10 protein-coding genes are annotated in these 15404 nt (G+C 60.7%); 8 read left to right on the forward strand and 2 right to left on the reverse strand.

All coding sequences use genetic code 11. The features are described from left to right. Positions 1-13: 13 nt before the first annotated feature. Positions 14-619 carry a GNAT family N-acetyltransferase gene (locus tag Q4B98_RS02675; protein ID WP_303195238.1) on the reverse strand — a complete coding sequence of 202 codons (606 nt, stop codon included), beginning with the start codon at positions 617-619 and terminating at the stop codon, positions 14-16. A gap of 34 nt (positions 620-653) precedes the next feature. Then, positions 654-5087, reverse strand: coding sequence for an acyl-CoA dehydratase activase-related protein (locus Q4B98_RS02680; RefSeq protein ID WP_303195239.1), 4434 nt, complete (start codon positions 5085-5087; stop codon positions 654-656). A 170-nt stretch (positions 5088-5257) separates the two neighbouring features. Here Q4B98_RS02680 and Q4B98_RS02685 point away from each other — a divergent pair, with 170 nt between their 5' ends. The 8 genes from Q4B98_RS02685 (at position 5258) to mltG (ending at position 15403) form a co-directional block, all read left to right on the forward strand. Next, on the forward strand, positions 5258-5827 hold the full coding sequence (locus Q4B98_RS02685; protein ID WP_303195637.1) for a TetR family transcriptional regulator: 570 nt from the start codon (positions 5258-5260) through the stop codon (positions 5825-5827). Positions 5828-5950: 123 nt separating this feature from the next. Continuing rightward, positions 5951-7021, forward strand: a complete 1071-nt coding sequence (locus Q4B98_RS02690; protein WP_303195240.1) for a glycosyltransferase family 1 protein — start codon at positions 5951-5953, stop codon at positions 7019-7021. Between the two features lie 175 nt (positions 7022-7196). Then, the gene (gene aspS, locus Q4B98_RS02695) at positions 7197-9011 is read left to right on the forward strand and encodes an aspartate--tRNA ligase (RefSeq protein ID WP_303195242.1); all 1815 of its coding nucleotides are present in this window, start codon (positions 7197-7199) and stop codon (positions 9009-9011) included. A gap of 109 nt (positions 9012-9120) precedes the next feature. After that, positions 9121-10512, forward strand: coding sequence for a replication-associated recombination protein A (locus Q4B98_RS02700; protein ID WP_303195244.1), 1392 nt, complete (start codon positions 9121-9123; stop codon positions 10510-10512). Continuing rightward, the gene (locus Q4B98_RS02705; RefSeq protein WP_303195246.1) at positions 10509-10958 is read left to right on the forward strand and encodes a DUF948 domain-containing protein; all 450 of its coding nucleotides are present in this window, start codon (positions 10509-10511) and stop codon (positions 10956-10958) included. The genes Q4B98_RS02700 and Q4B98_RS02705 overlap by 4 nt, the downstream gene beginning before the upstream one ends. A gap of 181 nt (positions 10959-11139) precedes the next feature. Continuing rightward, positions 11140-13818 carry an alanine--tRNA ligase gene (gene alaS / locus Q4B98_RS02710; RefSeq protein WP_303195248.1) on the forward strand — a complete coding sequence of 893 codons (2679 nt, stop codon included), beginning with the start codon at positions 11140-11142 and terminating at the stop codon, positions 13816-13818. 35 nt (positions 13819-13853) lie between these two features. Then, positions 13854-14297 carry a Holliday junction resolvase RuvX gene (gene ruvX / locus Q4B98_RS02715; RefSeq protein WP_303195250.1) on the forward strand — a complete coding sequence of 148 codons (444 nt, stop codon included), beginning with the start codon at positions 13854-13856 and terminating at the stop codon, positions 14295-14297. After that, entirely contained in the window at positions 14294-15403 is a 1110-nt protein-coding gene (gene mltG / locus Q4B98_RS02720) for an endolytic transglycosylase MltG (RefSeq protein ID WP_303195252.1), read from the forward strand. The genes ruvX and mltG overlap by 4 nt, the downstream gene beginning before the upstream one ends. Position 15404: the final 1 nt, after the last annotated feature.

Here is a 15404-nt window from a genome sequence, read left to right on the forward strand (position 1 = left end):
AGCCGTCGCCTCATCAGATGGTCGAGCGCTGTTGAGCAGAATGTTCCGAGGTGGAGCCGCGCTGATGGAGTTTCCATTCGCTGGCAAGGATGCCGTGGTAGAGCTGGTCACGGATAGTCGATCCACTCAGACAAGAAGCTCGACGAAGCCCTTCGGTCACCAGTCCTGCCTTCTCCATGACTCGTTGTGAAGCGACATTGGCCGGATCATGACTGGCCTCCACCTTGTTCGCCTGTGCGACGGAAAACAGATAGTCCATTACCGCGATCAAGGCCTCGGTGCAATAGCCCTTGCCCCACCATCGCCGTCCGATGACATAGCCGACATTGACCAAGCCGACGCTGAGCTTCGTTTCGACGACCGAGGTCTGCCCGATGAGGATCCCATCCTCAATCAGCTCGATACCCCAGTTGAAAGTTCCTGGGTCGTCGTAAGATTCGACCCAGGAACCGACGACGGAACGGCTCACGTCGACGCTGGAATGGGTGGGCCAGGTGAGGAATGTGGTTACTTCCGGATCACTGGCCCAGTTGTCGTACATTTGTTGGGCATCGTCGACCGTCAACCGACGAAGCACGAGCCGATCTGTTGTGAGCCGTTGAGTGCCAGTCAAGTACATGGCGGTGACGGTACCATCCGCTGTCGAAGGCCAACTACACGTGCAAAGACATCTGCATGACCGGGGTCCCGTTGAGGTCTAGACGTGGCGCTGTCTGCGGGGAGGTGGGGATGTCCTCACCCGGCTCGGGGCGCACGGCCTCGTTGGCGTCGAGCTTTTCGGCATCGTTGCGATCGTGCGCGGTGGCAGCCATCAACTTGATTCGGTTGAGCTGGTTGACCTGGGACGCACCGGGATCGTAGTCAATTGACACCACATTGGCGTGTGGGAACTGACGGCGAATCTCACGGAAGATACCTCGCCCAGTGACGTGGTTCGGCAAGCAGGCAAACGGCTGAACGACGGCGATGTTCGGGACCCCCCCACGAATCATGTCAACCATCTCACCGACGAGGTACCACCCCTCACCGGCCTGGTTACCGAGCTGGACTATGCGTTGGGCGTCGTCCATGAGTTCGGTGATCGGGGTTGGAACCTCAAACCGAGTGGACCTCTTCAGTGCCGCAGTCACCGGCTTCTGGTATTGCATCAGTAGGCCACGGAAGGCTTTCTTGAGGTGACGACTCCACTTGTCGGTACCGAAGGTCTTGTAGTTGTAATCTCCTGCCGACAGGCAGTTGTAGACGAACCACATGAGGCCGGGGAGAACGGCCTCACAGTCCTCGGATTCGATGGTATCGATGATGTGGTTGTTGGCGTCGGGATGGAACTGCACCAGGATTTCGCCGAGGACCCCGACACGTGGCTTGCGCGGGCCGTCGACGAGTCCGAGGTGTTCGAAGTCGTCGACGATGCCGTTGATGATCGCCTTGTACGAGGTGCGTCGCCCCCATGTCTCGGAATGGCCGTGGTGAAGGAAATGCTCCCTGGCAATAGCTGTCCAGCGGTGCATGAGCTCGTCAGCAGACCCCGGAACCGCCTCATAAGGACGAGTACGCAGGTGTACTTTTTGCAGCAGGTCACCGATGGTGACGGCCTGTACCACGCGGTGAACCAGGGGAGCGGTCAGGGAGAAGCCCGGGTTGTCCTCGACGCCCTGGAGGGAGGCCGCAATGACCGGGATGTTTCCGAATCCGGCGTCTTTGAGCGCCTTGCGCAGCAGACCGATGTAGTTGGTGGCACGGCACATACCACCGGTCTGGGTGAGGAAGAGGGTGGTGTGATCCAGGTCGTACTTGCCCGACTTTAGCGCCGAAACAAGCTGCCCAATGACGACAATCGCTGGGAAGCACGCATCATTGTTGACCACCGACAAGCCGCAGTCGATGTTCTCTCGCGACGCTTGCTCCAACACCTCGACGTTGTAACCGGAGGCCTGCAGAGCTGCCTCGGCGACCGATGTCTGATATGGGGCTAGCTGGGGCACCAAGATGGTGTGTGTGGCCTTCATCTCCTTGGTAAATGGCACTCGCTCGTCGGACAGAGGGTGTGTCACCAGCTTGCGGTTGTGACTGGCGCGTTCCTTCGCGGCAGCCTGCAGGGAACGCATCCGAATACGAGCTGCCCCCAGGTTCGACACTTCGTCGATTTTGAGGGTGGTGTAGATGCGGTCCCGCGCAGCCAGGATCTCGCGAACTTGGTCAGTCGTGATCGCGTCCAGACCACATCCGAAGGAGTTCAGCTGGACGAGCTCAAGATCGGGACGCGACCCTACGAAGGCGGCAGCCTGATAGAGCCGAGAGTGGAACATCCACTGGTCTCGTACCCGCAGCGGGCGCTCCAGCAGGTCAGCTCCCAGATGAGCCACGGAATCCTCGGTGAGGACCGCCATCCCCAACGAATTGACCATCTCAGGAATGCCGTGGTGAATCTCGGGATCGACGTGGTAGGGCCGTCCTGCCAGCACAATCCCGGGCACGTGGTGTTCGGCCATGTAGGCCAAGGCGTCTTCACCCATCTTGCGGACGTCGTCGTGGAACGCCTTGTCTTCCTCAAGACCTTTGGTGACGGCCTGGCGGGCTTCCTCGACGGTGACCCCGTCTTCGACGAAGATCTCGGACAGCCTCTCGGCTAGCTTGTCCGGGTCGGCCAGGGAGAGGAAGGGGGAGATGAGTTCGACGTTCTTCTCGCGCAGATTCTCCACATTGGCGCGGATGACTTCGGGGTAGGAGGCCACGACTGGGCAGTTGAAGTGGGCGTCGGCGTCAGCCACGCTGACTTGCTCGAAACGGATGCAGGGGTCGAAGATCCGCTTGACGCCGCGCGCGATGAGATCCTCGACGTGACCGTTGTTGAGTTTGGCGGGATAGCAGATGTTCTCGCTGGCGATCGACTCCATGCCCTTCTCGAACAAGGCATGGGAGGAGCGTCCCGAGATCATGACGCGATAGCCCAGAGCCGAGAGTGTCGTAAACCAGAACGGGTAGTTCTCGTACATATTGAGGGCCCGAGGCAGCCCCAGATCGCCACGGAACGCTTTCTTGGCGGTGAGACGTCGGTAGCTGAAGAGTCTCTTGTACTTGGCCTCGAATACGTTGGGCAGCTCGGACTTTGGCAGCTTGGCCATCTTTCGGTTGTTGACTTCGGCGCCACGGTCGCACCGGTTGCCCGAGACAAAGACACGTCCGTCCGAAAAAGTGGCGATGGTGCGCTGGCAGTGGTTCTGGCACAGGGTGCAATCGTCGCGATGGGTTTCGACGGCAAATCCATCGAGTTCGGAACGCTCCCGCAGACCGCTAGAGGTGGTGGGTTCACCGGCATGGAACCGGGCCCGGGCCGTCAAAGCGGCTCCGTAGGCACCCATCAGGCCGGCTTCAGCAGGACGGACAACCTCACGCCCGGTGAGCTTTTCGAAGGCACGCAACACGGCGTTGTTGAGGAAAGTGCCGCCCTGGACGACGATCTTGTCACCCAACTGAGCCGGGTCGGTCAGTTTGATGACCTTGTACAAGGCGTTGCGAACCACCGAATAGGACAGCCCGGCAGCGATGTCAGCGGGGGAGGCTCCTTCTTTCTGAGCCTGTTTGACCGAAGAGTTCATGAACACGGTGCAGCGACTGCCCAGATCGACAGGATGTTGGGCGAGCAAACTCATCGAGGCGAACGACTCGATGTCGGTGTCCATACCGGCGGCGAAAGTTTGGAGGAAGGACCCACACCCTGACGAGCAGGCCTCGTTGACGGAGATGGAGTCAATGACCTCGTCAACGACGCGCAGGTACTTCATGTCCTGGCCACCGATGTCAATGATGGCGGTGACTCCTGGGAGCAGGTGATCGGCAGCCCGGTAGTGGGCCATCGTCTCGACCTCGCCATCCTCGGCACCCAAGGCGGCTTTGACAAGCCCCTCTCCGTAACCGGTGGTGCAGGTGCGGGCAATGGTGGCCTCGGCGGGCATGGTGTCGTAGAGATCGGCCAGGATCTGCACTGCGGCGCTCACCGGGTCGCCCTCGTTGGAGGCGTAATGGGAGGCCACGATGTTGAGTGACTCGTCGATGAGAACCGACTTGATGGTCGTAGAGCCGGCGTCGATTCCCAGAAAGAGGTTGCCGCGGGCGTTATGCAGCGGAAGATGGGGGAGCTTGGCCTGAGAATGACGCTTGGCGAATGCGGCCAGCTCGTCCTCATTCTTAAACAGCGGCGGCATGGACTGGGAGATGCCGTTGTGGGTACGAGCGTGACGGGAACGCTCAGCGATATCAGCAAGGTCAACAGGCTTGGAGATTGAGCTCAGAGCTGCTCCCAGGGCTACGTAGAGCTGGGCGCGCTCCGGAGTGATGTACTCGTCAACCTTGCCTTCGAGGACGCGGGCGAAGGCGTCGCGCAGGGTCGGCATGAAGTGCAGGGGACCACCGAGGAAGATGACTTTGCCGCGAATCGGACGTCCACAAGCCAAACCGGCGATGCACTGGGTGGCAACGGCCTGCATAACCGAGGCCGCAAGGTCCTCGTGACGCGCGCCCTCGTTGATGAGGGGTTGGAGATCGGATTTGGCGAACACACCGCAGCGGGAAGCGATCGGGTGGATGGTCTGGGCTCGCGACGCCAGATCGTTGAGTCCCGGGGCGTCAGTGTGGAGCAGGGTCGCCATCTGGTCGATGAAGGCACCCGTACCGCCGGCGCAGGAACCATTCATGCGCTGCTCTGGAACTGGTTTGAGGTAGGTGATCTTGGCGTCCTCGCCGCCGAGCTCCAGAAGGACGTCGGCGTCGGGATTCCAGTGTTGGACGGCTGCGGTCTCGGCCATGACCTCTTGAATGAAGGTGAGATCGAGGGCCTCGGCAGTTCCTAGACCGGCCGAGCCGGTGACCGTCGCGCTTACCTTGGCGCCGGGGAGGGCTTGGGCGGCGTCACCGAGCAATGAAGCCATACTGCCGGTAATATCGGCATGGTGGCGTCGGTAGTCCTCGAAGAGAATCTTCTCATCGCGGCCCAGGACGACGGCCTTAATGGTCGTCGATCCAACGTCGAGGCCCATGCGAAGGTCCTGGTCGGTCAGTGGAATCGCAGTGCCATGATATGCGTCCATACCCCCATTTCATCACTGTCGAAATAATCGTGCAGCTGGTGGGCCCCGTTTTTCCGAAAGATTTTGGGAAGTAGTACGGTCATGCCATGTCCGTCCCGAGTCAGTCCCAGTGCGCTCACGCGGTCCGACGTGGGCCACGCAGTGAAGCCGGAGCTGCCCGAGCATCGATTCTGACAGCCGCCAGGAAACTCTTCCTCGCCGGTGACTACCAGTCGGTGAGTCTGCGAGCCATTGCTCGAGAAGCTGAGGTGGACACGTCACTGGTGAGCTACTACTTCGGCTCCAAGCAGGCCCTCTACAACGAGGCGATGTCGCTGCCGAACGGACCGCACCGGATCATTGCCGAGGTGTGCTCGCGCACTGACCCGGACCATCTGGGGGAGGCCCTAGTGGTGGCTTTCATCGAAGCTTGGGATGGTCATCTCGGGCTGGGCGAACCGGACCCGCAGATGCAGGGGGTCGTTCAGGCACTCCTGTCTCAGCCTGACGCCTTTGATGCGGTGCGTGAGTTCTACACCGACCACATCTTGGCGCCGGTCGTCAATCTCTTGGCACCTCGGTTCGGGGAAGAGGAGGCAGGGGTTCGGGCCTCACTGGGACTCACGCAGTTGCTGGGAATCTTCACGGCCCGTTACGTCGTCGGGTTGCGACCGCTGGCAAACCTATCCGCCTCGGAGCTCGTGGTTCGCGAGGCTCCTACCCTGCAGAAGACTCTCACCGGGACAGTGCCCAGGGGATAACACATCCTTTTTGTGTTTCGGGCTGTCACTTCGCCCACCGCAGTCCCACGGCCGGCGTTAGAGTGATACCCACAAACTTGGCGCACAGCCGCGCCACCGCCCACGCGTAACGGGAGATGACCAATGACCATCGCAATCAAGATGGGTTTCCTCGATGGTGGCCCTATCGTTGACGACCAGGGCCGACTTATCGGACGAGGAGGCGGAACAGCGCTGGTTGAGCGACTTCTCCACATGTATCCGGGAGCCGTCGTTATCGACCACGAGGACCGTAAGTGCAATGGTTTCGAGGCGAAAACGTTGACGAGCCTTGATCCGCTGGAAACCCTCGTCATCAACCTCGACGTCATCGACTCGGTCGGTGTTTTCCAGACAATGCACCGTGAAGGTGCTGAACCAAAGATCCTCAATCTGCAATGGCTACCGCCGTCTCATTACCACCACAAGGTGAATTTTGCGGCTATGGGGCTGTCCTACGCCCTCTTCCCGACCCTGTGCTCGGGTGAGCGCACGGCCGGTGAGGTGACTGAGCTGGTTCGGCGCTGGACCATCTCCCCGCTGGCACACCAGGCCCGGATCGCCTGGATCCAGCCTGGTATTCGTGATGATCTGGTCCGAGAGCACGTCGATTCAGAAGTGCCGACCGTCTTGTACCCGTCGATTCATCTGACTGACAACAAGCGTCCGAAGGTTTTCCTTGACGTCATGAACCGTGTTGCCTCTGAGATGGATGTGCGCATGGAGGCCCGCCTGGGCCAGCGTGACCTCGCCAGCGTCATGGCTATGAAGATGTCCTCGCCGAAGTGGGCCTCGGTCGGCCCGCTATTCGGTCAGCGTGAGGAGTACTGGGAGTCCTTGGCTCGCATGACGGCTTTCCTTGCGACCGCGAAGAATGAGGCCTACGGCTTCGAGTACCTGGAAGCCCTGGTCGCTGGCGCAGTCGGTGTCTTCCCAGATAGTGCCTGGGCCCGCAAGACTGTTCCTGAAGACTACCCGTACTTCTACCGCACCTCCGATGAGGCAGTGTCAATGTTGAAGGACGTCTTAAGGGATCCCGAGACGGCGCGAAACGCGATCAATGACGCTGCCGGAGGCTCCCTGCGCGAATGGATCCTCGACAACAACAAGCGTTCTGGTGGTAACGAGGCCATGCGCAAGCAAATCCACGAGTGGTTCCCAGAGATTGAGGCCTGATTCCCCGCGATGACCCTGTTGCCCCGCTTGTATTTAGCGCGGTGCGGGGATTGCCGTCACGGCGCTCTTCTGCTGTTCCGGCGATTTTCCCGGATGACGGTTGAGGTGGCTGTCGGTATGCTGGTCGGCGGCCCGTACCGTCTATACGTGGCCTGCGACAACGGAAGGATGAGACGTGCTGCGAACCCATGACGCCGGAACCCTGCGAGCCAGTGATATCGGCAAGGAGGTGACTCTCGCTGGATGGGTCGGGCACCGACGCGATCACGGCGGCGTCGCCTTCATCGATCTTCGCGATGCATCAGGTCTGGCCCAGGTCGTCATTCGTGACGAAATCCTGGAGTCCTCGGGCGCCCACGATTTGCGCAACGAGTACTGCATCAAGGTGACAGGTGTCATCGAGGCTCGTCCCGAGGGCAACGCCAACCCGAACCTTCCCACCGGTGAGATTGAGGTCGCGATCTCCGAACTCGAGGTTCTCAATCCGTCAGCCCCGCTGCCTTTCCAAATCGACGAGCATGTCACCGTCGGAGAAGATGCCCGACTCAAGTACCGCTACTTGGACCTGCGCCGCCCGCGTCAGCATGAGGCCCTGGTACTACGCTCGAAGGTGACTCACGCTATTCGAGAGGTTCTCGACCGCCACGATTTCTACGACATCGAGACCCCAACCTTGACGCGATCCACCCCTGAGGGTGCCCGTGACTTCCTCGTCCCGGCTCGTCTGGCCCCAGGCTGTTGGTACGCCCTGCCGCAAAGCCCTCAGCTGTTCAAGCAGCTGCTCATGGTGTCGGGCATGGAGCGCTATTACCAGATCGCCCGCTGCTACCGCGACGAAGATTTCCGCGCTGATCGGCAGCCTGAGTTCACCCAGCTCGATGTCGAGATGAGCTTCGTCGATCAAGATGACGTCATTGCTCTCGCCGAGGAGGTCATGGCGGCCTGTTGGAAGATCATCGGTGTCGATATGCCGACTCCGCTGCCGCGTATCACCTGGCATGAGGCGATGGACCGTTATGGCTCTGACAAGCCAGATTTGCGTTTTGGCAACGAGATCACTGAGGTCACCGACTTCTTCGCCAATACTCCGTTCCGGGTGTTCCAAGCTCCCTACGTCGGTGCCGTCGTCATGCCTGGTGGAGCCTCGCTTCCGCGCCGCCAGTTCGATGCCTGGCAGGAGTGGGCCCGTACGCGCGGCGCCAAGGGGCTGGCCTACATCACCGTTTCTGACGAGGGTGTGCTTGGCGGCCCGGTTGCCAAGAACATCTCTGAAGAAGAGAGGGCCGGCATTGCCGAGAAGGTCGGTGCCAAACCCGGTGACGCTATCTTCTTTGCCGCCGGTCCAAAGACCCCCTCCCAGGAGTTGCTCGGTGCGGCTCGGCTGGAGATCGGTCGTCGCTGTGAGCTCTTTGATCCGGCTGATTGGGCCTTCTGCTGGGTTGTGGACGCTCCGCTGTTCAAGCCGACGAAGGAAGCTGAGGCCTCCGGTGACGTCGCGGTTGGCAGTGGTGCCTGGACAGCTGTTCACCACGCTTTCACCAGCCCGACCCCCGAGTGCATGGATACTTTCGACACCGATCCGGGTTCGGCCCTCGCCTATGCCTATGACTTCGTCGTCAATGGCAACGAGGTTGGCGGCGGATCTATTCGTATCCACCGCCGTGACGTTCAGGAACGCGTGTTCAACGTTATGGGTATCGGCCCCCAAGAGGCTCAGGAAAAGTTCGGATTCCTCCTTGACGCTTTCAAGTTTGGTGCCCCGCCGCACGGCGGTATCGCCTTCGGTCTGGACCGCCTTGTCATGCTGCTCGGCGGTTTCGAGACCATCCGTGACGTCATCGCTTTCCCGAAGACCGGCAATGGCTACGATCCGCTGACGGCTGCTCCGGCCCCCATTACCCCGGCTCAGCGTCGCGAAGCCGGCGTGGACGCCAAGCCGAAGAAGAGTTCCGAGGGGCACAACGACAAGGGAGGTACGCCCAAGAAGTGATGGTGCTCAGCTGAGGACGGGCGGCGACTGTCTAGGCAGTTGCCGCCTGTTCTTTATTGCGAACATCCGTGGGTGCCGAGGTGTCGCAGCACGGCGATATGGTGGCACGGTGAGTGAGGATCTCTTTGGCAACGTCGGGTCGGCACAGCCCGACGCGACCAGCGGCGGGTCCCTGGATACTCCCAACCCCGACGCACCACTGGCCGTTCGACTGCGTCCCCGCACCATTGACGAGATCGTCGGTCAACAACACCTGCTGACCCCCGGGTCGCCGTTGCGACGGCTGGCTGAAGGTACCGGAGCTATGAGCGTTTTTCTGTGGGGTCCGCCCGGGGTCGGAAAGACGACGATTGCCTCGGTGGTGTCTCATTCCACGAACCGGCGATTTGTTGAAATCTCGGCCGTCACTGCCGGGGTTAAGGACGTTCGTCGAGAACTCGATACCGCGCGTCGCCAGTTGGCGCTGGGCAAACCGACCGTCCTCTTCGTCGATGAGGTACACCGGTTCTCCAAGGCGCAGCAAGACGTCTTGCTGCCCGCAGTCGAGAACAGAACTGTGACTCTTATTGCTGCTACCACGGAGAATCCATCCTTCTCGGTGATCTCTCCGCTGCTGTCGCGATCCTTGCTGCTGACGCTTAAGCCACTCACCGAGGCTGACGTCTCCACCCTCATCGATCGTGCCTTGAGCGATCCGCGCGGGCTGCGCACCGAGGCCGACGGGTTCTACACCCTTGACGACGAAGCTCGAGCCGATCTGCTGCAGCTGGCTGGAGGAGACGCTCGGCGTGCCCTGACCTATCTCGAGGAAGCTGCTGCCGGGGCAAAGGCGGCTGGCACTGACACCATCACCAGCCACATCGTCTCATCGGCGGTGGACCGGGCCGCAGTGCGTTACGACCGTGACGGCGACCAGCACTACGATGTCATCAGCGCGTTCATCAAGTCGGTACGAGGGTCTGACGTCGACGCTGCCGTGCACTATCTGGCCCGAATGATTGAGGCAGGGGAGGACCCCCGGTTCATCGCACGACGTCTGGTGATTCTGGCCAGCGAAGATATTGGTATGGCGGCACCGAGTGTGCTGCAGACCTGCGTCGCTGCGGCCCAGGCCGTCCAGCTCATCGGGATGCCGGAAGCCCGGCTTAACCTGGCTCAGGCGACGATAGCCGCAGCCACCGCGCCGAAGTCCAATGCTGTTATCACCGCCATTGACGGTGCCTTGGCCGACGTCCGCGCTGGCAAGGGCGGAGAGGTCCCACCACATCTGCGTGACGCGCACTATTCATCGGCTCACGATCTGGGCCACGGGGTCGGATACCGTTACGCCCACAACTTCCCGCACGGGGTGGCTGAACAGCAGTATCTGCCCGACGACATCGCCTCAACGCGGTACTACCACCCGACTGACCATGGGAACGAAGCTGCCATTTCACAACGTCTGAGCCAGATACGAGTGCTGCTCGGGCGAGACACCACCGAGGAGAAGAAGAAGTCATGACTCTGGGTCAGATCGCCGGACTCATCGCTGCTCTCGCGGCGGTGGTCCTTGTCGCGTTGTGCGCCGTGCCATTGCTCAAACTTGGTGGCGTCCTTGACGAGGTGCGCAAGACCGTCCGTGACGTGGATGAGTCTACGGTTCCTATCCTGGAGGAGCTGAAAGGAACGGTTGTCATTACCAACGGAGAGATCTCCAAGCTCGACCAGGTCATCGAGGACATTCACACGATTTCCGAACACGGCACCGTCGTTACGGGTCAGGCTGCTCAACTCGCTCAGACATTCACCCAAACTGTGGGGACCCCAATGGTCAAGGCGGCTGCGTTCGGTGAGGGAGTGAGACGTACTATTCGTCGCCCCAAACGCCGTAAGCGTCGATCTCAGATCGACAATGAGGCCGCTGCGGCCGAGGTGAGTAGCGTTGACAACATCGACAGGCAGAAGTGATCTTCAACCAGATTGTGCTCTCAGCCGCCAACCCGCTCTCCTGTCATCCCGCTCTATTCGGTGACGTGCTGAGGTGTGGCCTGCCGCTAGGGCTAGTAGGGTTAGGACGCGGTGTGTCCTGAGATCTGACGGGACGACCGCCACAGGCCACAACCAGCGACCACGTCAAGAAGGACCAGGCATGAGAACAGCGGAGATCGGACAGCGCTTCGTCGACTTCTTCAACAGTAAGGGTCACGCAGTGGTGCCGAGCGCTTCGCTGCTGTACAACGACCCCACCCTGCTGTTCGTCAATGCCGGTATGGTGCCGTTCAAGCCCTACCTTATGGGCACTGAACCTTCCCCATGGAAGCGTGCCACCAGCATCCAGAAGTGCGTTCGTACCCTCGACATCGACGAGGTCGGCAAGACCACCCGTCACGGCACTTTCTTCCAGATGCTGGGAAACTTCTCCTTCGGCGACTACTTCAAAACTGAGGCCATTCAGTATGCCTGGGAACTCGTGACCAACCCTGCCGATCAGGGCGGATTTGGCTTCGACCCAGCCAACATCTGGGTGACAGTGTTGGGTCCAGGGTTTCACCCGGATTACCCCGAGGGTGATGTTGAGGCTCGCGAGGCCTGGCGCGCAGTTGGGGTTCCCGAGGACCACATCCAGGGCCGGTCTCTCAAGGACAACTATTGGCACATGGGTATTCCTGGACCGGGCGGTCCATGTTCTGAAATCTACATTGACCGTGGTCCGGCATATGGCCCCGACGGCGGCCCGGAGGCCGATGAGGACCGCTACTTGGAGATCTGGAACTTGGTTTTTGAGACCGAGGACCTGTCCGAGGTGCGTGCCAAGGACGACTTCGACATCGCCGGCCCACTGCGCAGTCTCAATATCGACACCGGCGCCGGTCTGGAGCGGATCGCTTACCTGCTCCAGGGAGTCGACAATATGTACGAAATCGACCAGGTGTTCCCCGTCATCGAGAAAGCCTCGGATATGTCGGGCAAACACTACGGTGCCAACCACGACGACGACGTTCGGTTGCGCGTGGTCGCTGACCACGTCCGTTCCGGTCTCATGCTCATGACCGACGGCGTTACCCCCGGTAACGAAGCCCGTGGCTACGTGCTTCGACGCCTGCTACGTCGCGTCGTGCGAGCCATGCGTCTGCTGGGGGTGGAAGACCCAGTACTGCCGGAGCTGCTGCCGGTCTCCCGTGACCTCATGTCTGCCTCTTTCCCCGACGTCCTGACTCAGTGGGATCGCGTCATCGGGGCCGCCACCGCTGAGGAAGAGACTTTCCGACGCACCCTCAGCGCTGGCACTGCGATGCTTGACGCGGCGGTAGCCGAAACCAAAGCCGCTGGTTCTAAGACGCTGTCTGGTGACAAAGCCTTTCAACTTCATGACACGTACGGTTTCCCGATCGACCTCACTCTGGAGATGGCAGCGGAGCAAGGACTGCAGGTTGACCGTGACAAGTTCACCACTTTGATGGCCGAGCAGCGTGCCCGAGCGAAGGCAGACTCCAAGGCTAAGAAAGGTTTGCTTACCGACCCCGAGGCGTATTCCCAGGTGCGCGCTCTCGGGGAGACTCCCTTCCTTGGCTACACTGATCTGACCGTTGAGACCACCGTCACCGGCATTATCGCCAACGGTGCCTCGGTTACAGCTGCCGAGTCGGGATCGGTCGTCGAGGTTGTGCTCGCCGAGACGCCGTTCTATGCCGAGATGGGCGGCCAGGATTCCGATTCCGGTCTCATTCGCGCCAATGGTTTCGATCTGGAGGTTCTCGACGTTCAGCGTCCGGTTCCCGGCCTCATTGTCCACAAGGTGCGTCTGGACGGTGATCTAGCCGTGGGCGACCAGGTGACGGCTCAGGTGAACCCGACCACTCGGTTCGGTGCGTGCCAAGCTCACACCGCCACCCACATCATCCACGCCGCGTTACGCGAACTCGTCGGTCCGTCAGCCACCCAGGCCGGCTCCTACAACAAGCCCGGTTATTTGCGCTTCGACTTCTCGGCCACCAAGGGGCTTTCGGATTCCCTCAAAGATGAGATTGAGGAGCGGTGCAATGCCGCGATTCATGACGATTTCGAGGTGACTGATACCCAGATGCCGCTGGAGGAGGCGAAGGCCATGGGGGCGATGGCCATGTTCGGTGAAAAGTATCCGCCGATAGTGCGTGTCGTCGAGTTGGCCGGTCCATGGTCGCGGGAGTTGTGCGGTGGTACTCACGTGGCTTCCACCGGTCGTATCGGTATGTTGAGCCTGCTGGGCGAACAATCGGTAGGTTCTGGAACTCGTCGCGTCGAAGCCCTGGTCTCCACCGACGCGTTCCACCACATGGCTGCCGAACGTGCTCTGGTCAACGAACTCACGGGAATGCTCAAGGTTCAACCTGACCAGCTTGCCGACCGTGTTGCCAAGCTTGCTGCCGATCTCAAGAAAGCCGAGCGCAAGTTGGCCGCCGCCCGTACTCGCGAGCTGATGGGACAGGTTGACGACATCGTGGCCGGGGCAGCCGCAGCCGGGGCCTTCGACCTTATCGCGGCCAAGGTGCCAGGGGTGGTGGGTAACGACCTGCGCACTCTAGCCTCTGAGGTTCGGGTTCGCGTCAAGGAGCGTCCGGCCGTCGTCACTCTCATCGGAGGTACTGACGACAAGCCCGCCATCATCGTTGCAACGACCGAGTCCGCTCGAGCTGCCGGAGCCAAGGCAGGTACCCTCATCAAGGCCGGTACCGGCCCCATTGGTGGTCGCGGAGGCGGTAAGGACGACATGGCCCAGGGCGCTGGCAGCGACTCGTCTGGCATTGACGCAGCCCTTCGCGCTATCAACACCGAGCTGACTGCGCTGTGAAACCCGAAGAACGCCCTGACACCACCCTGCGCGGGGTGAGGATCGCTGTGGACTGGGGAAAAGCACGGATCGGTGTGGCGGCGAGCGATCGCGACGCCATCCTGGCGTTCCCGGTTGAGACGGTGCAGACCGCGAACAGACCGTTGCAGCGGTTGGCTGAAATCATTGGCGAATATGAGCCCGTCGAGGTCATCATGGGTCTTCCCGTGGCCCTCGACGGTACCGAACAGATCGCCGCGCGGGACGTTCGGGAAGCTGGACGACAGCTGGCTAAGATCATCAGTCCCATTCCGGTGCGCTGGGTGGATGAGCGAATGACCACCCGAACGGCCGCTCGCGCTCTTCACGACGCCGGACGCACCGCGCGCAAGCAGCGTGGCGTTATTGACCAAGCCGCTGCGGTGGCCATACTGGAGCACGTGTTGGAGCAAGTCCGGTCGGCTCGATCGGCGACGATGACAGGAGAGGCGGAGTCGTGAGCGGACCGTTTGACGAGCACGATGACCCCAAGGCGGAGTTCTGGTACCGAGTTCGCAGCGCTGTGGCGGTCATTTTGTCCTTGGCGGTCCTCGTTGGCGGGTGTGTTTTCGTCGGCGTCAAGGTCTATGACGCGTACATTTCGTACAAGTCGGTCGACGATTACATCGGTGATGGCGAGAAGGACATCTTGGTGCGCGTACCCGTAGGGGCGTCGGTGAGCGAGGTGGGTTCGATTCTGCTCGACAACGACGTCATCAAGTCGACCAAGGCCTACAACAAGGCCATTCGCGACTCAGAGTCCGATATCACGATTCAGGCCGGCCAATACAAACTCAAGACCCATATGAGCGCTGCCAAGGCTGTATCCATCGTGGGTAACCCAGATAACATCCAGCGCACCCGCGTCACCCTGCCTGAAGGGCTGACGACCGAAGAGCAGTTCGCCATCATGGCCAAGGGCACCACGATGCCCGTTGCCAAGTTCAAAGCCGCCTACAAGCAGACCAAGAGCCTGGGTCTGCCGGGGTGGGCCAAGGGCCGCCCCGAGGGATTCCTCTTCCCCGACACCTACGAGGTGGGGTCCAACCCGACGCCGATGGAGATCTTGCAAATGCAGACGACCCAGTTCGTCAAACAGGTCAACACCATGAATTTCACGGGCCAGGCTCAGACGATCAAGCGCAGCCCGTATGACGCTCTTATCGTCGCCTCCATTCTGGAGAAAGAAGCCAAGGATCCCAAGGACATGAGGATGGTCGCCGGTATCATCTACAACCGACTTAATCAGGGTATGAAGTTGGAGTCGGATGCGACGGTGCTGTATGCCAACCATGCGGAAGGTAAGCTGACGACGACTGACGAGCAGCGTGCCAAGGATTCTCCCTACAACACGTACCTTTACGAAGGTCTCCCGCCGACTCCCATCAATAACCCTGGCGCGGCCTCGATGGAGGCAGCGGTCACCCCGATCAAGAGCGATTATCTGTTCTGGGTCGTCACCGATCCCGAAAAGGGGACCACGGCTTATGCCAAGACACTGGCGGATCACGAGAAGAACGTGGAGAAGTTCCAGGCATGGTGCCAAGCACATAAGGGCAAGTGCTGAT

The sequence above is a fragment of the Cutibacterium sp. genome (assembly GCF_030525615.1).
Lineage (GTDB): Bacteria > Actinomycetota > Actinomycetes > Propionibacteriales > Propionibacteriaceae > Cutibacterium.

What these genes read in the sequence shown, in the direction of transcription:
- Q4B98_RS02675 (WP_303195238.1), bottom strand. Translation starts at nt 619, where the DNA reads ATGTACTTGACTGGCACTCAACGGCTCACAACAGATCGGCTCGTGCTT.
- Q4B98_RS02680 (WP_303195239.1), bottom strand. Translation starts at nt 5,087, where the DNA reads ATGGACGCATATCATGGCACTGCGATTCCACTGACCGACCAGGACCTT.
- Q4B98_RS02705 (WP_303195246.1), top strand. Translation starts at nt 10,509, where the DNA reads ATGACTCTGGGTCAGATCGCCGGACTCATCGCTGCTCTCGCGGCGGTG.
- Q4B98_RS02690 (WP_303195240.1), top strand. Translation starts at nt 5,951, where the DNA reads ATGACCATCGCAATCAAGATGGGTTTCCTCGATGGTGGCCCTATCGTT.
- alaS (WP_303195248.1), top strand. Translation starts at nt 11,140, where the DNA reads ATGAGAACAGCGGAGATCGGACAGCGCTTCGTCGACTTCTTCAACAGT.